Source organism: Maritimimonas sp. 2304DJ26-3, from assembly GCF_056591635.1.
Map to the genome: position 1 here is coordinate 571,270 of NZ_JBWQOK010000002.1, position 20,796 is coordinate 592,065.

General features: G+C 33.8%; 14 protein-coding genes. 9 read left to right on the top strand and 5 right to left on the bottom strand.

Translation table 11 applies throughout. The annotated features are described in order from the left end of the window. Window positions 1–9 precede the first annotated feature (9 nt). Genes AC1EUV_RS07595 through AC1EUV_RS07605 form a run of 3 tightly spaced genes read left to right on the top strand, consistent with a single transcriptional unit; the run spans window position 10 to window position 2,566 of the window. Window positions 10–891, top strand: coding sequence for a ComEA family DNA-binding protein (locus AC1EUV_RS07595; RefSeq protein ID WP_480198078.1), 882 nt, complete (start codon window positions 10–12; stop codon window positions 889–891). Window positions 892–898: 7 nt separating this feature from the next. Next, complete coding sequence (locus tag AC1EUV_RS07600; protein WP_480198079.1) at window positions 899–2,065, top strand: acyl-CoA dehydrogenase family protein; 1,167 nt, start codon at window positions 899–901, stop codon at window positions 2,063–2,065. 6 nt (window positions 2,066–2,071) lie between these two features. Continuing rightward, window positions 2,072–2,566, top strand: a complete 495-nt coding sequence (locus tag AC1EUV_RS07605; protein WP_480198080.1) for a hypothetical protein — start codon at window positions 2,072–2,074, stop codon at window positions 2,564–2,566. Between the two features lie 13 nt (window positions 2,567–2,579). On the opposite strand, the gene AC1EUV_RS07610 is transcribed toward AC1EUV_RS07605, so the two are convergent. Genes AC1EUV_RS07610 through AC1EUV_RS07625 form a run of 4 tightly spaced genes read right to left on the bottom strand, consistent with a single transcriptional unit; the run spans window position 2,580 to window position 6,909 of the window. After that, a complete protein-coding gene (locus AC1EUV_RS07610) occupies window positions 2,580–3,743 on the bottom strand; it encodes a sigma-54-dependent transcriptional regulator (protein WP_480198081.1) in 1,164 nt (387 codons plus the stop codon). Between the two features lie 13 nt (window positions 3,744–3,756). Further along, complete coding sequence (locus AC1EUV_RS07615; protein ID WP_480198082.1) at window positions 3,757–4,623, bottom strand: DUF6268 family outer membrane beta-barrel protein; 867 nt, start codon at window positions 4,621–4,623, stop codon at window positions 3,757–3,759. A 41-nt stretch (window positions 4,624–4,664) separates the two neighbouring features. After that, window positions 4,665–5,981: an ABC transporter permease gene (locus tag AC1EUV_RS07620; protein WP_480198083.1), complete on the bottom strand. Its 1,317-nt coding sequence runs from the start codon at window positions 5,979–5,981 to the stop codon at window positions 4,665–4,667. A 1-nt stretch (window position 5,982) separates the two neighbouring features. Beyond that, the gene (locus AC1EUV_RS07625) at window positions 5,983–6,909 is read right to left on the bottom strand and encodes an ABC transporter ATP-binding protein (protein ID WP_480198084.1); all 927 of its coding nucleotides are present in this window, start codon (window positions 6,907–6,909) and stop codon (window positions 5,983–5,985) included. Between the two features lie 148 nt (window positions 6,910–7,057). On the opposite strand from AC1EUV_RS07625, the gene AC1EUV_RS07630 reads away from it, so the two are divergent. The 4 genes from AC1EUV_RS07630 to AC1EUV_RS07645 are packed head-to-tail and all read left to right on the top strand — an operon-like array spanning window position 7,058 to window position 12,981. Beyond that, window positions 7,058–7,516, top strand: a complete 459-nt coding sequence (locus AC1EUV_RS07630; RefSeq protein ID WP_480198085.1) for a MarR family winged helix-turn-helix transcriptional regulator — start codon at window positions 7,058–7,060, stop codon at window positions 7,514–7,516. 21 nt (window positions 7,517–7,537) lie between these two features. Beyond that, window positions 7,538–9,946 carry a 3-hydroxyacyl-CoA dehydrogenase NAD-binding domain-containing protein gene (locus tag AC1EUV_RS07635; RefSeq protein ID WP_480198086.1) on the top strand — a complete coding sequence of 803 codons (2,409 nt, stop codon included), beginning with the start codon at window positions 7,538–7,540 and terminating at the stop codon, window positions 9,944–9,946. A 4-nt stretch (window positions 9,947–9,950) separates the two neighbouring features. Further along, a complete protein-coding gene (locus AC1EUV_RS07640; protein WP_480198087.1) occupies window positions 9,951–11,141 on the top strand; it encodes an acetyl-CoA C-acyltransferase in 1,191 nt (396 codons plus the stop codon). Window positions 11,142–11,178: 37 nt separating this feature from the next. Beyond that, window positions 11,179–12,981, top strand: a complete 1,803-nt coding sequence (locus tag AC1EUV_RS07645; RefSeq protein WP_480198088.1) for an acyl-CoA dehydrogenase family protein — start codon at window positions 11,179–11,181, stop codon at window positions 12,979–12,981. 86 nt (window positions 12,982–13,067) lie between these two features. Here AC1EUV_RS07645 and AC1EUV_RS07650 read toward each other — a convergent pair whose 3' ends face one another. Continuing rightward, complete coding sequence (locus AC1EUV_RS07650; protein WP_480198089.1) at window positions 13,068–14,435, bottom strand: S8 family peptidase; 1,368 nt, start codon at window positions 14,433–14,435, stop codon at window positions 13,068–13,070. 211 nt (window positions 14,436–14,646) lie between these two features. On the opposite strand from AC1EUV_RS07650, the gene AC1EUV_RS07655 reads away from it, so the two are divergent. Both AC1EUV_RS07655 and AC1EUV_RS07660 read left to right on the top strand, forming a co-directional pair. After that, entirely contained in the window at window positions 14,647–17,259 is a 2,613-nt protein-coding gene (locus AC1EUV_RS07655) for a zinc-dependent metalloprotease (RefSeq protein WP_480198090.1), read from the top strand. A gap of 99 nt (window positions 17,260–17,358) precedes the next feature. Beyond that, entirely contained in the window at window positions 17,359–20,652 is a 3,294-nt protein-coding gene (locus AC1EUV_RS07660; RefSeq protein WP_480198091.1) for an amidohydrolase family protein, read from the top strand. Window positions 20,653–20,796: the final 144 nt, after the last annotated feature.

Sequence of the window (20,796 nt, forward strand, 5' to 3'; positions counted from 1 at the left end):
CTAATTCAAATGAACATAAAAAAATCCCATTTCTGGTATAATAGCCGCCAAAGAAATGGGGTTTTTTTTTTAGCACTTTTAATAATTATACTTCAATTAATTTACTTTTTTGTTGATTTTAGATCAAAAGAAACAATTGATTTGAATACTCCAGAAATTATTCTATTTCAAAAAGAACTAGATTCATTAAAACAGTCAGAGTTAGAAAAAAGAAAATCAAAAATTTTCCCTTTTAATCCAAGTTTTATAACTGATTTTAAAGGTTATCAATTAGGTATGTCTACCGAAGAAATCGATCGATTATTAGAACATCGTGCAAAAGGAAAATACATTAATTCTAAAGAAGAATTTCAACAGATCACAGGTGTTTCAGATAGTTTATTAAATACTATTTCCCCATATTTTAAATTTCCAGATTGGGTAATCAAAAAGCAACAAGAAAATAAAAATTCTGCCTCAAAAGTACACCACGAATCTTTTGTAAATCTTCCCGTTAAGGATATCAATTCAGTTACTGCGCAGGAACTGAAAATTATAAATGGTATTGGAGACAGACTATCAAAACGAATCATAAACTACAGAGATAAATTAGGTGGTTTTTTAATTAATGAACAGCTTTATGAAGTTTATTATTTAGATAAAGAAGTTGCAGATAAAGTTTTAGAGCGTTTTCAGGTTTTACATATACCACAGACAACAAAGATTAACGTAAATGAAGCATCCTTTAAAGAGGTACTTGCTATTGTTTATATAGACTATGAATTAACTAAGAAAATTTTCAATTATCGTGATGAAGTTGCTGAGATACAATCACTACAAGAACTAAAACAAATTGATGGGTTTCCAGTAGAAAAATTTGATAGAATAGCCCTATATTTGGAAGCCAAATAAGTTGCACATGAATAGTTTATATTTTACCGAAGAGCACGATTTTTTTAGACAAAGCTTAAAAGAATTTTTGCAAAGAGAGGTGGTTCCTCATATTGAAAAATGGGAGAAAGATGGTAAAATAGAGCGATTTATTTGGAAAAAAATGGGTGAAATGGGCTACTTCGGCTTAAATAGTCCTGAAGCATATGGAGGTTTAGGCTTAGACCTATTCTATACCGTAATTTTTCTAGAAGAATTACAAAAAATAAACTCAGGTGGATTTGCCGCAGCCATGTGGGCACATGCATATTTGGCCATGACGCATCTTAATAAAGAAGGTGATGACCGAATTAAAAAAACTTACCTCACTCCTAGCGTCGAAGGAGATAAAATAGGTTGCCTATGTGTAACTGAACCATTTGGCGGGTCTGACGTAGCTGGAATGCGTTCTACCGCTATAAAAAATGGAGATCATTATATTTTAAACGGATCAAAAACTTTTATTACCAATGGTGTTTATGGAGATTATATGGTAGTTGCCGCTAAAACACAGCCCGAACTCGGTAATAAAGGTATTAGCATGTTTGTTATAGATAGTGATACACCTGGGGTTTCAACCAGTAAGCTTGATAAACTAGGTTGGCGTGCCTCTGATACAGCAGAGATTGCTTTTGACAATGTAAAAGTACCTGCTGAAAATTTAATGGGTGAAGAAGGAAAAGGCTTCCCGTATATTATGCAGCATTTTGCTTTAGAAAGACTCGTAATGGGTATTAATGCACATGCGCGCTCTGAATATGCTTTAGAATATGTTCTACAGTATATGAGTGAACGTACCACGTTTGGAAAGACCATAGATAAATATCAAGCTCTAAGACATAAAGTAGCCGATATGGCAAGTGAAGTAGAAGTCTGCAAAGTATTTAATTACTCAGTTGCAAAACGTTTAAATGATGGCGAATATGTTGTAAAGGAAGCTACGATGTCTAAATTGGTTTCTACCAAAGTAGCGGATGAAGTTGCTCATGGTTGCTTACAACTATTAGGTGGTTATGGTTATATGGAAGATTACCCAATGGCTCGTTTACTTCGTGATAGCCGATTAGGACCTATCGGTGGTGGTACTTCAGAAATCTTACGAGAAATCATTGCTAAAATGATTATTGACAAGAAAGAGTATAAACCAGCAACTTAAAATTAAATGACCAAAATAATTCGATTATTTGTTATCATATTAATACTCTTTATTTCCTGTTCTACTGATGATCATTCTGAAAATACAACCAAAGACTTTTTGGTTGATGGTATATGGAAACTAGAGAGTAGTGAAAGATTTTATTTTCACAATGACATTTTTGATCGTTCAGAAATTTCTATGAACGAAACTGATTCTAATAAGTTAGATTTTAATCAGAATAATATTGTTAAATATTACATGCCTAATTTTTCTCTAATAGAAGGTAGTTGGGAATTAAAAGAAATAGAAGGACAAAGAGAATTAATTACAGATTTAAATGTTGAATTACCCCCGGCTTCGGGTTATAATACAATTTATTTTTTTCCAAAAAATAAGATTTTGAAAATAGATCATGAAGAAATGGTTTTAGAATCAATCCCTATAATATCGTTATTTGAATCTGGAAGTACCCAAATTGAAATAAAATCTTATATAAAATATAATTTTACAAAAGAGTGAAAAATCAATAAGGTTATTTACTCGCAAATAATTTCACATCGTCTTCTGAAACCTCAGAACCACCAAGAATAATTAGGCGTTCAATTACATTGCGAAGTTCTCTAATATTCCCTGTCCAGTCATATTCTTGTAATTTTTTAATGGCTTTATCAGAAAATGATTTAACAGCAGTACCTTGTTCAGAAGCTATTTGTTTAGAAAAATGATTTACTAACAATGGTATATCATCTCGTCGATCATTTAACGCTGGCACTTTAATTAAAATAACAGCTAGTCTATGATACAGATCTTCTCTAAATCGACCTTCTTCAATTTCTTTCTTTAAGTTTTTATTGGTTGCTGCAACTACACGTACATCTACTTTAATGTCTTTATCACTACCTACTCTACTTACTTTATTTTCCTGCAAGGCACGTAATACTTTCGCCTGAGCAGACAAACTCATATCACCAATTTCATCTAAGAAAATGGTACCGCCATTAGCAGCTTCAAACTTACCCGCGCGATCTTTATTAGCTCCTGTAAATGATCCTTTTACGTGACCGAACAACTCACTTTCAATCAATTCAGAAGGTATTGCTGCACAGTTTACTTCTACCATTGGCGCTTTAGAACGTTCACTTTTTTCGTGTAACCAATGCGCCACTAATTCTTTACCAGTTCCATTCGGACCAGTAATTAAAACCCTTGCATCTGTTGCTGCTACCTTTTCAATAATATCTTTAATATGAGCAATGGCGTTACTTTCGCCAATCATCTCATAATTCTTGCTAACCTTCTTTTTAAGTTGCTTATTTTCTACTACTAGGTTCTTTTTATCTAAAGCATTACGTACAGCATTTAATAAGCGATTTAAATCTGGTGGCTTAGATATATAATCGAAAGCACCCATGCGCATAGTTTGAACTGCCGTGTCTAAATCTCCATGACCAGAGATCATCAGCATTGGAATTTCAGGCTTTATTTTTTGTGTTTTTTCCAACACCTCTACACCATCCATCTTTGGCATTTTAATATCACATAATACTAGATCATAGTCGTTATTTTTGATCATTTCAATACCAGAAAGGCCATCTTCTGCTTCTTCTACTTGATATTTATCATTCTCTTCTGTAATGATTTTTTTTAAGACTCTGCGAATCGCAGCTTCATCTTCTATGATTAGTATTTTAGACATCTATATTTTCTGTTTAAAAATTAAATTTTAATCCTCCTCTTAAGGTAAAAGCTTTTGACATATCAAAATTATAAACCTCATCATTTCTATTTTCTACCAAACGCAACGAATTTGTCAGTGTATATCCTGCTTTAATATATAAATTCAATCGCTTACCATAGTACTTATCAAAACCTATACCAGTAATAATTGCAGACATTGAGACATTTTCAGCAACTTTATTATTTACTTCTAAATTATTACTTAGATTGGCATAATATCCATCAAGTGTGATAAAGCCTTCTAAACTCGTTTTTTCACTAAAGAAATATTTAACCTTACTGATTGGAACTCCTAAAGTATATGTTAAATGATCGTTCACCTCTCTAAAATAAGTAGCGAAAGGCAATGGAATGGGTAAACCAGCTCGTTGACTATATACCGCACCTAAAGTAAGTCTTGTCTTTTTGGGTTTATTACGTGTTCTGATAAATAGAATACCACCACTCCATTGAAAATCATCACCCGTGATTTTATTGTCTAAATTAGAGGATATTGTTGGTGAAATTTGAGCTGTAAATCTCCATTCTTTATTTTTCATTAAAAAAGTATAACCCAACGTATATTCAAGTACATGAATTTCATGAAGCTTTTGTATATCAAAATTATATGTATCGTCAAAATCTAGCTTAACATTGCTATATTTTAGCCCATTTACTAAAATGTGATCTTTCTTTTTTAACTTGATTGGAAAGTTTAACCAAACACGAGACCTACTAAAAGTAGGCTCTGAATTATTACCAAAAATATAAGTATAATCAACACCTCCAATATCCTTTATTTGCGCAAAAGAATAAACAGAGTATAAAATTAAAAATGCAAATAGGTTGACTCGTTTCAATTTTGGGGAAAATGACTAAAAGTAATAACGTAATTTAAGCATTAATATTTTAACCATTTGGCCAATTCTTTATAGGTTGGCTTTTTACCATACATTAAAATACCTACTCGATAAATTTTAGCTGCCACTTTAACCAAAATGAGAAAAGTTCCAAAGAGTAAAGAAAGTGATATTAATTGTTGCCAAATTGGTACTCCAAATGGTATACGCATTAACATTACTACAGGAGACGTAAATGGTATGTATGAGAATACTTGTGATACCGTGCCGTGAGGATTCTCAATAACCGTAAAAAAGCCTACATATATACCTAATATTAACGGCATTAAAATAGGCATCATAAATTGCTGAGTATCAGTTTCGTTATCTACTGCAGCTCCAATTGCAGCATATAAAGAACTATATAAAAGATAACCTCCTATAAAGAAGAAAATAAACATGATAACAAGATTGGCTAACGGAAGGTTTAATATCTCTTGCATAACCAATTTGATCTCATTTTGAGCTTCGGTACTATTAGCAACCTGATTTAAAACTTCTTGATTTTGTTCTAACTGAGCCCCTCCCATACTTATACCAAATACTGCAGAAACAATTGTCATTAAAACGCCACCTAAAATTACCCAAACTAAAAATTGAGCGATACCAGCTAAAGAAGTACCAAAAATTTTACCCAATAACAATTGAATTGGTTTTACGGAAGAAATAATTACTTCAATAATTCTACTAGTCTTTTCTTCGATTACGCTGCGCATAATCATATTACCATAAATAATGATAAACATGAAAAGCAAGTACCCAGCAGCTCCACCAAAAGCTAACTTTAATCCACCTCCAAGCTTAGAAGTTTTTTCGCCCTCAAAAGTTTCCAAGTTTGCATTGATATTTATCCTTAGTTTCTTGATAGTTTCAGGATCAAACCCAGATTCTTTTAACTTTATATTTCGTGCCTTGTCTTCTATTCTATTCTCTATTTTCTGCATAACAATAATAGACGGCGATTCTTCTGAGAAGAACTTTATCTTATCTGCAATAGCATCAATGCTATCTGCTTTTGGAATATATAATAAACCGTAATTTTCCGCTTCTTTAACTACGGTTTTAGCATCTTCTAAACTGACATTTTCTAGAATATCGTATTTAGTTTTTTCAGTGTTTTTAAATTCATCAGCAAATAAATGGCTTTCATCTAATACAGAAATTGTTCTTACCTTATCATTGTTCAACTGAGTTAAGTAAGCCACCAATGCGAAAATACCTACCATTATTAATGGACTTAAAAAAGTCATAATAATAAAGGATTTATTCTTTACCTTATTTAAGAATTCTCTCTTAGTAATTAATGCTAAATGGTTCATACTAGTTGTTTTCTACAGTTTGAATAAAGATATCGCTGGCACTTGGTATTACCTCTACAAAATGAGTTAACTCGCCTAAAGTTGTTAAGTAAGATGCTAAATCGTTGGCTGACCCGTTGCCATTAATCTTAATATTAAACTTTAACTCTTCGTTTATGGTTTTAAAATTGGCTTGAGACAATTCAAATTTATCTGCTAATTTATTCGTCACAATTTCTTTATTATCAGAAATTAATCCAACTTCATAAGTATTTGATCTATATTCCTTTTTTATATCTATTAACTTTCCGTCTAATACTTTATTAGATTCATGAATTAAAGCTATATGATCACATAATTCTTCTACAGATTCCATTCTGTGGGTGGAAAAAATTACAGTGGCACCTTCATCTCTTAATTGAAGTATTTCGTCTTTAATTCTATTTGCGTTAATAGGATCAAAACCTGAAAAAGGCTCATCAAAAATTAATAATTTAGGTTGATGTAATACAGTAACTATAAACTGTATTTTTTGTGCCATTCCTTTAGAAAGCTCTTGAATCTTTTTGTTCCACCAATCTCCTATTTCAAACTTCTCAAACCAATACTTTAATCGCTCTCTAGCCTCTGCTTTACTTAAACCTTTTAATTGAGCTAGGTATAAAGCCTGCTCCCCTACTTTCATTGACTTGTACAACCCGCGCTCTTCAGGTAAATATCCTATATCTCTAATGTGATCTGCTTTTAGGTTTTCTCCATCGAGTATAACCTTCCCTTCGTCTGGCATCGTAATCTGATTAATGATACGTATCAAGGTAGTTTTACCAGCTCCGTTTGGACCTAGCAATCCGAAGATACTTCCTTTAGGAACATTTATAGACACATCATTAAGAGCTCTGTAATCGCCATAATTCTTAATAATGTTTTTAGCTTCGAGTAAATTGTTCATCCGTTTGGTTTGAATTTTGGCAAAAATATGTAAAAGTTTGTCACCAAAGCCTATTAATTGTTACAACTCAAAATTATAATTTACTATGCGTGCATAATTTTTTATCAATTTACTATGCGTGCATAATAAATTTTATTATATTTGTAGAATGCATAAAGAAACAACCATAGATCATGCGTTACGGGCAACTTGGCAAGCCGTAGCAAAGATGTATAATGAACAGGCTGCCAGACATGGTAGCACCATGGCAACAGCCTTTGTTTTATTAAACATAGATTACGAAAATGGAACTCCTTCAACAGCCTTAGGTCCTCAGATGGGAATGGAACCTACTAGCCTTTCTAGAATACTTAAAACTATGGAAGAAAAAGGCGCGATTTGTAGAGAAAGAAATCCAGATGATGGCAGAAGTGTTCTTATTAAGTTAACAGATTATGGTAAAGAAATGCGTGAAGTTTCTCGAAGACATGTAATAACTTTTAATGAAAAAGTAAGAGAACATATTTCTGAGGAAAAACTCAATCACTTTTTTGAGGTAACGGAAAAAATTAATCAATTAATTGCTGAGCGCGAAGTCTATAAAGAGACTAAAAGCAAAGCTGTATAATAAATATTGTATAAACTAAACATGAAAAACAGACCAATTAAAAAAGTAGCTGTTATAGGTTCCGGAATCATGGGTTCTGGTATTGCCTGTCATTTCGCAAATATTGGCGTAGAAGTTTTGCTACTTGATATTGTTCCTCGCGAACTAAGTGATGCTGAAAAAGCTAAAGGATTAACTTTAGAAGATAAGGTAGTTCGTAACAGACTAGTAAACGATAGCTTAAAGGCATCATTAAAATCGAAACCTTCACCTATTTATTCTCAAAAATTTGCGGATAGAATTTCTGCAGGTAATTTAGAGGATGATCTACATAAAATTAAAGATGTAGATTGGGTGATGGAAGTTGTAGTAGAGCGCTTAGATATTAAGCAAAAGGTATTTGAGCAAGTTGAAAAACACAGAAAACCTGGTACATTAATTACTTCTAATACTTCAGGGATTCCAATTAAATTTATGAATGAAGGACGTAGCGAAGATTTTCAACAACATTTTGCTGTAACACACTTCTTTAATCCTCCAAGATATTTAAAGTTATTCGAAGTAGTTCCTGGTCCTAATTGTAAACAAGAGATTACTGATTTCTTGATGATGTATGGTGAAAAGTTTTTAGGAAAAACTTCAGTGCTTGCAAAAGACACTCCCGCTTTTATAGGAAATAGAATCGGAATCTTTGGTATCCAATCATTATTTCATCAAGTAAAAGAATTAGGGCTAACCGTTGAAGAAGTTGATAAATTAACTGGTCCGGTAATTGGTCGTCCCAAATCGGCTACATTCAGAACAGTAGATGTAGTTGGTTTAGATACGTTAGTTCATGTAGCAAATGGTATTTATGAAAATTGTCAAGAAGACGAAGCTCATGAATTATTCAAGCTACCAGGTTTTATCAATACCATGATGGAAAACAAATGGTTAGGTAGTAAAACCAAACAAGGTTTTTATAAAAAATCAGTAAGTTTAGAAGGTAAAAAAGAGATCTTAACACTTGATCTTGATACGATGGAATATCGTTCTAAAAAGCGTGCGAAATTTGCTACTTTAGAGTTAACAAAAACTATTGATAAACCAATTGATCGTTTTAAAGTATTGGTTGGTGGTAAAGACAAAGCTGGCGAGTTCTACCGTAAGAATTTTGCAGCAATGTTTGCTTATGTTCAAAATAGAATTCCAGAAATATCAGATGAACTATATCGTATAGATGATGCAATGAAGGCTGGTTTTGGTTGGGAAAATGGCCCTTTCGAAATTTGGGATGCCATTGGTATTGAAAAGGGTATTGAACTAATGAAAGCTGAAGGTAAAGAACCTACAGCTTGGGTAACTGAAATGTTAGAAAAAGGAGAAACTTCTTTCTATACGGTTAAAGAAGGTGCTACCTATTATTATGATATTCCTGCCAAAGCTCAAACTAAAAAACCTGGTCAAGATTCATTTATCATTTTAGATAATATTCGTAAGTCTAATGAAGTGTTTAAAAACTCAGGTGTTGTAATTGAAGATTTAGGTGATGGTATTTTAAACTGTGAATTCCAATCTAAAATGAATACCATTGGTGGTGACGTTCTTGCTGGATTAAATAAAGCTGTAGACTTAGCCGAACAAAATTATCAAGGACTGGTAATTGGTAATCAAGCAGCTAATTTCTCAGTTGGAGCTAATATTGGAATGATATTTATGATGGCCGTTGAGCAAGAGTATGATGAGCTCAATATGGCTATCAGGTATTTTCAAGATACAATGATGCGCATGCGTTATTCGTCAATCCCAACTGTAGCGGCGCCTCATGGTATGTGTTTAGGTGGTGGTTGTGAATTATCGCTTCATTCAGATAAAGTGGTCGCAGCAGCCGAAACGTATATTGGTCTTGTTGAATTTGGTGTTGGTGTTATTCCTGGTGGTGGTGGATCTAAAGAGATGGCACTTAGAGCTGCTGATCAATTCCATAAAGGTGATGTACAACTAAATGTATTGCAAGAATATTTCCTAACTATTGGTATGGCCAAAGTGGCGACTTCTGCTTATGAAGCTTTTGACACTGGTATCCTTCAAAAAGGAAAAGATATAGTAGTAGTTAATAAAGATCGGCAAGTCGCTGAAGCTAAGAAACATGCTTTATTAATGGCAGAAGCAGGTTATACTCAAAAACCTAAACGTAAAGATGTTTTGGTACTTGGTAAGCAAGCTTTAGGAATGTTCTTAGTGGGTACTGACTCTATGGAAGCTAGTAAGTATATAAGTGAACATGATCAAAAAATTGCCAATAAACTGGCATATGTTATGGCTGGTGGTGATCTTTCTGAACCGACTAGAGTATCAGAACAATATTTATTAGATATTGAGCGTGAAGCCTTCTTAAGTTTATGTACAGAACGCAAAACTTTAGAACGAATTCAGCATATGTTAAAGACTGGTAAACCTTTAAGAAATTAAGAAAATGAAAACAGCATATATAGTAAAAGGATATAGAACCGCCGTAGGTAAATCCAAAAAAGGCGGATTCAGATTTAAAAGAGCAGATGAATTAGCTGCAGAAACCATCCAATATATGATGGGTAAAATGCCTGACTTTGATGTAAAAAGGATCGATGATGTAATTGTTGGTAATGCAATGCCAGAAGGTTCGCAGGGTTTAAATATGGCTCGTATTATTTCTTTGATAGGATTAGATACAGTTGATGTTCCTGGTGTAACCGTAAATCGTTTTTGTGCATCGGGATTGGAAACTATTGGTACTGCCGTAGCCAAAGTACAAGCCGGAATGGCAGATTGTATTATTGCAGGTGGTGCAGAAAGCATGAGTTCTGTTCCTATGACGGGCTTTAAACCAGAATTAAATTACGATATTGTTAATAATGGTCATGAAGATTATTATTGGGGAATGGGTAATACCGCTGAAGCTGTAGCGCAAGAATATAATGTATCTCGCGAAGATCAAGACGAATTTGCTTACAACTCTCATATGAAAGCATTGAAAGCGTTAAGCGAGGATCGCTTTCAAGATCAAATTGCGCCTATAGAAGTAGATGAGACTTTTATTGATAGAAAAGGAAAAAAAGCGACTAGAAAATTCACAGTACATAAAGATGAAGGTCCTCGTAAAGGAACTAGCAAAGAAGCATTAGCAAAATTGCGTCCGGTTTTTGCGGCCAATGGTAGTGTAACTGCAGGTAATTCATCGCAGACTAGTGATGGTGCAGCCTTTGTTATGGTAATGAGCGAAGAAATGGTAAAAGAATTAAATCTAGAACCAATTGCTCGATTAGTGAGTTATGCAGCGGCAGGTGTACCTCCACGAATTATGGGTATTGGTCCAATAGCAGCAATTCCAAAAGCCTTAAAACAAGCTGGTCTTGAACAAAAAGATATTGAACTTATTGAGCTAAATGAAGCTTTTGCTTCTCAGTCACTCGCTGTTGTTCGCGAATTAGATCTAAATAATGACTTAGTAAATGTAAATGGTGGAGCCATTGCTCTCGGTCATCCTCTCGGTTGTACTGGTGCTAAGCTATCTGTTCAGTTATTTGATGAAATGCGTAAGCGGGATATGAAAGGAAAACACGGTATGGTAACTATGTGTGTTGGTACAGGTCAAGGTGCAGCAGGAATTTTTGAATTCCTTAATTAAAATTAACAATCAAAAAATAAATTATAACCAATAGATTATGGAAGTGATGGAAAAAGATATTTTACGTGGAGGACAATTTCTAGTAAAAGAAACAAAATGTGAAGATGTGTTTACTCCAGAAGATTTTTCTGAAGAACAAACAATGATGAAAGAAGCTGTAATGGAATTTAATGATCGCGAGATTATTCCACATAAAGCTAGATTTGAAGCAAAAGATTACGCATTAACAGAAGAATGCATGCGTAAAGCTGGTGGACTTGGTTTTTTAGGTGTAGCCGTTCCTGATGCATATGGCGGAATGGATATGGGCTTTGTTTCAACTATGCTAGTATGTGATTATATCTCGAGTGGTACAGGATCATTCAGTACTGCATTTGGTGCACATACTGGTATTGGTACGATGCCAATTACACTTTATGGAACAGAAGAGCAAAAGAAGAAATATGTTCCTAAATTAGCTACTGGTGAATGGTTTGGAGCTTATTGCTTAACAGAACCAGGTGCTGGATCTGACGCTAACTCTGGTAAAACTACTGCTACTCTATCTGAAGATGGAAAAAGCTACAAGATCAATGGTCAAAAAATGTGGATTTCTAATGCAGGTTTTTGTAGCTTAATGATTGTTTTTGCTCGTATCGAAGATGATAAAAACATTACCGGATTTATTGTTGAAAACGATCCAGAGAATGGTATTACCATGGGTGAAGAAGAACATAAACTAGGCATTCGAGCGTCTTCAACACGTCAAGTATTTTTTAATGATACTGTAGTTCCTATTGAGAATATGCTATCAGAAAGAGGTAACGGATTTAAAATAGCAATGAATGCATTAAATGTAGGTCGTATTAAATTAGCAGCTGCATGTTTAGACTCTCAAAGACGTATAACTTCATTAGGGGTACAATATGCAAATGAGCGCAAACAATTTAAAACACCAATTTCTGATTTTGGTGCTATAAAAACCAAGCTTGCAGAAATGGCTACAAGTGCTTATGCAGGAGAATCCGCTTGCTATAGAGCAGCCAAAAATATTGAAGATAGAATAGCTATTAGACAAGCATCTGGCAATACACATCAAGAGGCTGAATTAAAAGGCGTTGAAGAATATGCAATAGAATGTTCTATCTTAAAAGTTGCAGTTTCTGAAGATGTTCAAAATTGTGCAGATGAAGGCATCCAAATTTTTGGAGGTATGGGCTTCTCAGAAGAGACACCAATGGAAGCCGCTTGGAGAGATGCTCGTATTGCTCGTATTTATGAAGGTACCAATGAAATTAACAGAATGTTGTCTGTTGGAATGCTTGTAAAAAAGGCAATGAAAGGCCATGTTGATTTATTGGGTCCCGCACAAGCAGTACAAGAAGAATTAATGGGTATTCCTTCTTTTGATACACCAGATTATTCTGAATTATTTTCTGAAGAAAAAGAAATGATTAAGAAATTAAAAAAGACGTTCTTAATGGTTGCAGGTGGAGCCGTTCAAAAATATGGGCAAAATCTTGAAGAACATCAGCAGTTGTTAATTGCTGCAGCGGATATTTTAATTGAAATTTATATGGCTGAATCTGCAATTTTAAGAACTGAAAAGAATGCAAAACGTTTTGGTGAAGAAGCGCAGTCTGTGCAGATAGCGATGTCAAAATTATATTTATACCATGCTGTAGATATTATAGAAGAAAAAGGAAAAGAAAGTATTATTTCTTTCGCTGAGGGTGATGAACAACGTATGATGTTAATGGGTCTTAAACGTTTTACTAAATATACTAACTATCCAGATATTGTAGATTTGCGATTAGAGATAGCTGAAAAAGTAAAAGCAGAAAATAAATATTGTTTTTAATTCTTAATTGAAAACAAAGTTTAGTGGAAATTAAAAAGCCGATTCAAAATTGAATCGGCTTTTTGTAATGTAAAAATTAGCTTAAGCTATTTTATCGCATCATAGGCATTAACTACTCCCTTACCATAGAATAAGCTATTGCCATTTGTGTCAATTTTAACTGCTGAATTTGCTAACTGCTTTTCAACTTCATGAGGATCCATATCTCCACCATTCTTTTCAATAATTAAAGCAGCAACGCCTGCAACATGAGGAGATGCCATACTAGTACCTTGAGCCCACCAAAATGAACCACCACCACCAGCACTCAAAATTACATCAGTAATTGAAAATGAATATGCAAAATCGCCACCTGGTGCAGCAATATCGATTAAAGATCTTCCTATATTAGAATATGAAGCTGAAGTATTCTCTTTACCAGTTGCAGCCACTGTAACCACATTATTTAAATCAGCTGGCATAACAATTTGTGAACCGTTTCCGTCTCCATTTATAGCCGCATTACCTGCCGATGTTACGATTGTAACACCATTTCTGTATGCATAATTAATTGCTCTTTGTTGTGCATGAACAATTTCTTGAATGAACTTAGAAGGAATTTTATCTACTAAATTACCTTCATCGTCATAAAATTTACCATTTTTATTTAACGTTGCACCTAAACTCATATTGATAACATCTGCGCCGTTATTTGCCGCATGTACAATACCAGCATTAATCCAACTAAAAGCACCAGATCCACTAAACTCTGATAATACTTTTACTGCCATAATTTCAGCATTAGGAGCAACACCAATAATTCCAAAATCACTGTCAGCTCCAGCAGCTATACCAGCAACATGAGATCCGTGATTAAAGAATGATCCAACACCTTCAGTTACATACCAATTTTCCCCTGGCACAAAAGATGCAGAAGTAGCCGAATTCAAATTAGGACTTAAGTCAGGGTGATTTCTATCAATTCCGCTATCTAAAATAGCAATAGTAACTCCAGACCCCGTGTAACCGGCATTCCAAGCTTCAGGTGCATCTATATCATCTAGTCCCCATAATAAACCTTGAGCAAAGAAGAACTCATTATCTCCAATACTAGGTGGGTTTACTTCTGGCTGAACATCATTAGGTCCTCTCCAATTTACTGATAAATCAGGCACCACAGATCTTACCTCTCCATTTTTCGATACTTTACTGGTAAAATTTTGATCAGAAGATTCAACTACTACCACTCCAATTTCTGGTATAGTATTTACTATATTTCCATATTTACTAACTGAAGCTTCTAAACCAGCCGATAAACTCTCCGATTTTGAGATAACCATGTAAGATTTGGTTGAATTCCCATTTTTCGCTGAAATAGACGGTTCTAAGCCATTGTCGATAATTCCTTCTTCTTTTTCACAAGCAAAGAATAGTACTACAGCTGATAGTAGTACAATAAATTTTGTTTTTTTCATAGATAAATTATTTAAATTGATTAAAAAGTGCGTGAATTTACAATTTAATTACAAATGTGACTATTTTTAACCAAAAAAAATTAGAATCTTTCAATTAATATGTTAACATTTTTTAACATTTAGTAATTATAGCAGAGCCATTAATTTCTGTACCTTAGCGAAATTCTAAAAAAGCATAATACTTTTATGCGTAATAACTTAATTCACTACTATGAAATTTAACTATTTAAGAGTTGTAAAATTGTTTTCGTTGGCAATTTTACTAACTGCATTTTTAACTCCTCAAAATATTGATGCACAGCGAAAAAAGAAGAAAAAGAAGGGTAAGACTGAAATGACTGCTAAGCCAGCTCCTAAAAAATCTAAAGAGAAAAAAATAAAAGATTTAATAAAATCTAGTAAAAAAATCGATGGCCTTTTTCAAATTTATCAAGACACCATTACCGGTTCTTTACAAATGGTTATTACCGAAGACCAAATCGGTAAAGAATATATTTACTTTGTTCAAGTAGATAACGCACCTGGTGATTTAGGTTTTATTGGACGAGGAATCTATGGCGGTTCAAAAGTGTTTAAAATTCAGAAATATTTTAATAAAATAGAATTTGTAACTCAAAATACTTCTTATTATTACGATAAAGACAAAGCAATTTCTAAAGCGAGTGATGCCAATATTAGTAATGGTAACATGGCGAGCTTAAAAATTGAAGCTCATAATAAAGATGAAGGTTTATACCTGATAAAAGCTGATCCTTTATTTCTTAAGGAAACTTTTTCACAAATTAAACCTGCAAGAAGACCAGGACAAAAACCTACCGCTTTTACTTTAGGTAATTTAGATAAAAGTAAAACAAAGATTAATTACATTAAGAATTATCCCGAAAATACTGATGTAAGTACAGAATATGTATACTCAAAAGGTTCTACTTTAAATGGAGGTTCTAATGCTGTTGCAGAAGGAAGATATGTGAGCGTTAAGGTTAATCACAGTTTAATTGAAATGCCAGAAAATGATTATAAGCCTCGTTTTGATGACCCAAGAGTAGGTTATTTTATGACTCAGGTAAACGATCAATCATCTACAGAAGCACTTCCTTTTAGAGACTTAGTTCATAGATGGCATTTAGTAAAAAAAGATCCTAGCGCAGCTATGTCTGAGCCAGTTGAGCCAATTATGTGGTGGATTGAAAACACAACTCCGAGAGAAATAAGACCTATCATTAAAACAGCTGGTGAACAATGGAATGTTGCTTTTGAAAAAGCAGGATTTAAAAATGCTGTTGTTATTAAAGAACAACCGGATGATGCAGATTGGGATGCTGGAGATATTCGTTACAATGTATTACGTTGGACTTCTTCCCCTCGCATTAGATTTGGTGGTTATGGTCCCCATTTTGCGAACCCAAAAACTGGTCAAATATTAGGCGCAGACATTATGTTAGAGCATGCAGTATTAGGTAATTCATTAAGAAATGAAAAATTATTTGAAAAAGCTGCCTTGAATACATTTTATGATGAAATGTCTGAGCACATTGATGACAATAATTTTGGTAAGTTTTGTGCTGCAAGTCAAATGGCTCACTTAGACAATTTGTTTGCAAATGTTGCTAGTGTAGCTTTTGATGATGGTGAAATGGAGAAAAGTAAAATGCTAAATGAATTTATGCATTTTTTGATTTTACATGAAATGGGACACACTTTAGGACTAAATCACAACATGAAATCTAGCCAGCTACATTCTTTGGCTGATGTAAATAATGAGGCAATCACTTCTAAAGTAGGTTTAACAGGCTCTGTGATGGATTATCCTGCAATTAACTATAATGCTGATAGAGATAATCAAGGGCAATATTGGACAACTACTCCGGGACCATATGATGTTTGGGCAATTCAGTTTGGATACCAGCCAATGAACAAAGCTGAAATGAAAGCGCTATTAGATAAATCATCTCAACCAGAATTAACCTTTGGTAATGATGCTGATGATATGAGAGCACCAGGTAAGGCAATTGACCCAAGAGTAAATGTTGGCGATATGACCAATGATGCTGTTCAATATTCAATTAATAGAATAAAACTTGCCAACGAAGTTGGTAAAGGAGTATTAGACAAGTATAAGAAAAATTCAACTGGTAAATCGTTCCAAGAATTACGTACTTCTTATTTTATTTTAACCGGTCAGCAAGCAGGTTCTGCTAATACTATTTCTCGTTATATCGGTGGTGTATATGTAGATCGTTCCATGAATGGTCAAAATGGTGCAACAAAACCATATACACCTGTTGAAAGAGAGAAGCAAAAGAAAGCAATGAAAGCATTAAGTGATTATGTTTTTGCCGCCAATGCCTTCACTGTGCCTAATGATTTATACAATTACTTAGCAGGACAAAGAAGAGGATATAATTTCTTTAGAACACCAGAAGATCCAAAGATTCACAACAGAGTTTTGGGTATTCAACGCAATGTATTAAGACATTTATTACACCCAAATACTACGCAAAGAATTGTTGATTCTGAATTGTATGGTAACAAATACAAATTATCTGAAATGATGACTGATCTTAACAATGCTATTTTTGCATCTGACAGATATTCTAGTGTAAATACATTTAGACAAAACTTGCAATTAGAGTATACTAATATGCTTATTGATGCCTTAACTGGTAAGCAAAATGATCGTTATTCTCATACAGTAAAATCTATGATCTTGTATAACTTAAAGAATATTAGATCGATGGCTACACCAACTGGTAATGTAGCTTCAAGAGCACATAGACAACATTTACGTACATTAATAGATAATGCGTTAAAAGAAGTAAAATAAATTTAATTTTATTTTCTGTTTGGAAAGCCACGACTTCTAGTTGTGGCTTTTTTATAATAATAACTATCTTAGTAAACTAACTTAAATCGATTTATAATAATGGCTAACTATAGGTATTTATTCCTATTTATAGGAGTTATTTTTTCATTTGCAATTAATGCTCAAGAAAAAAAGGATAAAAAATGGGATGTTTCAAATCCTGAAGGTGATTTTAACTTTAAAGAAGTACTCCTTAATACAGATGAAGGTACCTGGATGAATTTAGATGTGAGTCCCAATGGAAAAGAAATTGTTTTTGATTTATTGGGTGATATCTATAAGATGCCAATCACGGGAGGAAAAGCAAAATTATTACGAGAAGGTCTTCCTTTTGAGGTTCAACCTCGTTTTAGCCCAAATGGTTCTAAGATATTATTTACAAGTGACGCGGGTGGTGGCGATAATATCTGGATTATGAATGCAGACGGTTCGGATGCAAAACAGATCACTAAAGAAAAGTTTCGACTCTTAAATAATGGTACGTGGTCCGCTGATGGAAATTATATCATAGCACGTAAGCATTTTACTTCACAACGTTCGCTCGGAGCTGGAGAAATGTGGATGTATCATATTACGGGAGGTTCTGGAACACAAATAACCAAACGTAAAAATGATCAACAAGATGTTAATGAACCGAATGCTTCACTTGATGGTAAGTATTTATATTATAGTGAAGATGTTTATCCTGGCGGATTCTTTCAATACAACAAAGATCCAAACAAACAGATTTATGTAATTAAACGTTACAATTTTGAAAACGGTGAAACTGAAACTATAACCGGGGGTCCAGGCGGTGCAGCAAGGCCTCAAATCTCTAGAGATGGTAAAAAGTTAGCTTTTGTAAAACGTATCAGAACTAAATCTGTACTATTCATTCATGATCTTGAAACTGGCGAAGAATGGCCAGTTTATGACAATCTAAATAAAGATCAACAAGAGGCATGGGCCATTTTTGGTGTGTATCCTGGCTTTACCTGGATGCCTAACAATGAAGAAATCGTTTTTTGGGCTGGTGGAAAAATTCATAAAATAAATATCAATACGCTTAAAGTTGAGAATATCCCTTTTAAAGCTGAAGCAAAAATTAAAATTGCTGAAACTGTAGCTTTTGACTATCCGGTATTTGAAGATAACTTTACGGCTAAGGTAATTCGTGGAGCAGTAACTTCACCTGACGAAAAATCAATCGTTTTTAATGCATTAGGATATTTATGGACTAAAAAACTTCCAAACGGAAAACCAAAGCGGTTAACTAAAGGAACTAATTTCGAATCTGAACCTAGTTTTTCACCAGATGGTAAATCCATCACTTATGTTACCTGGAATGATGAAAATTTAGGAACTGTATATAAAATTCCTACTAAAGGAGGTACTCCGGTAAAATTAACCACCAAAAAAGGAATTTATAGAAACCCAAAGTTCAATAATGCTGGTAATAAAATTGCTTACGTTAAACAAAATGGAAATGGTGATCAAGGCAGAACCTTTGCTAAAAACACAGGAATCTATACAATGAATTCTGATGGTTCAAATTCTAAGCAAATCACTAAATCAGGTAATTATCCATCGTTTAGCAAAGATGATTCGCGTGTTTTATTTCAAACCGGAGGATATTTATTTGGCAATTTAACCAAAGAATTAAAAAGTGTTGACCTTAACGGAAAAGATGAAAAAACACATATAAAATCTAAATATGCAAATCGACTAGTACCAAGTCCAGATAACAAATGGATCGCTTTTAGTCATCTACACAAAGCCTATATTGCCCCTCTATTATTAAATGGAAAAGCTATAGATTTAGATAATAAAACAAAGACGATCCCTGTATCTCAAATTTCTAAAGATGCAGGTATTAATTTACATTGGTCTATAGATAGTAAAAGAGTATACTGGACGTTAGGTGATGAGTATTTTTCTAATAAAGTTTCAGATAGATTTACCTTTTTAAAAGATTCCCCAGATAGTATTCCTCCTGTAACTGAAAAAGGTATAATGATAGGTTTATCCTCTAAAAGTGATAAACCAAAAGGGCGTATTGCTTTTACCAATGCCAGAATTATTACAATGGAAGGTGATCAAGTTATTGAAAATGGCACCATTGTGATTAACGAAAATAAAATTGAAGCTATTGGTAAAACAGGTGAGATTTCAATACCTAATGATGCTAAGGTATATGACGTTAGTGGCAAAACTATTATCCCAGGCATTGTAGATGCTCACGCACATGTAGGTGGATTCAGGTATGGTTTATCAACTCAAAAACACTGGCAACATTATGCTAATCTAGCATATGGTATCACTACAGCACATGACCCTTCAGCAAATTCTGAATCAATTTTCGCCATGTCAGAAATGATAAAGAATGGTACTATGGTTGGTCCTCGCCTCTACTCTACCGGTGTAATTCTTTATGGGGCAGATGGTGATTTTAAAGCTGTTGTAAATAGTCTTGATGATGCTCGTTCTGCAATAAGAAGAACAAAAGCTTTTGGAGCAAAATCTGTTAAAAGTTATAATCAACCGCGTAGAGAACAGCGTCAACAGGTATTGCAAGCTGCACGTGAAGAAGGCATTTTTGTTGTACCAGAAGGTGGTTCTACATTCTATCATAATATGAACATGATTATGGATGGCCATACTGGTATAGAGCATAATATTCCTGTTGCACCAGTTTACAAAGATGTAATTACTTTATGGAGTAATAGTAATTCAGGCTATACCCCTACTTTAGTTGTAAATTATGCAGGAATAAGTGGTGAATATTATTGGTATCAAAAAGATAATATTTGGGAAAATGAAAAATTGCTGAAATATACACCAAGAAGGATAATTGACGCAAGATCACGACATAGAACTATGATTCCAATGGAAGAATATGAAAATGGACATATTTTGACTTCAAAAACCTGTAAAGCGTTGACCGATGCTGGGGTAAAAGTTAACTTAGGTGCTCATGGCCAGATGCAAGGTCTTGGTGCTCATTGGGAGTTGTGGATGTTACAACAAGGTGGTATGACCAATCTAGAAGCCTTACGCGCAGCAACTCTTAATGGTGCTGAATATATAGGTCTGGGTAAAGAAATTGGCTCATTAAAAGTTGGCAAGCTAGCTGATTTAATTGTTTTGGATAAAAACCCATTAGATAATATACTAAATACCGATAGTGTTACATATACCATGATAAATGGTAGATTGTATGATACTGAAACCATGAATGAGATTGGAAACACTCGGAAAACAAGATCTAAGTTTTATTGGGAAAACAACAAATATAATCAATCTTTCAAATGGCATGAAGATGCCCAAAGCTTTACGTTACCTGGTTGCGGATGTGGTTTAGGGCATCAAGATTAGAGAAGTTATTACCATTAAAATAAGATTATGAGAGGTACTGAAAATACCATTGGTGTTTAACTCTATTTTATTGAAAACTTTTGACCAAATCAGTAACGAATTAGTAAAAAATGAGACAAATAGTTAGAACTATAAATATCATTT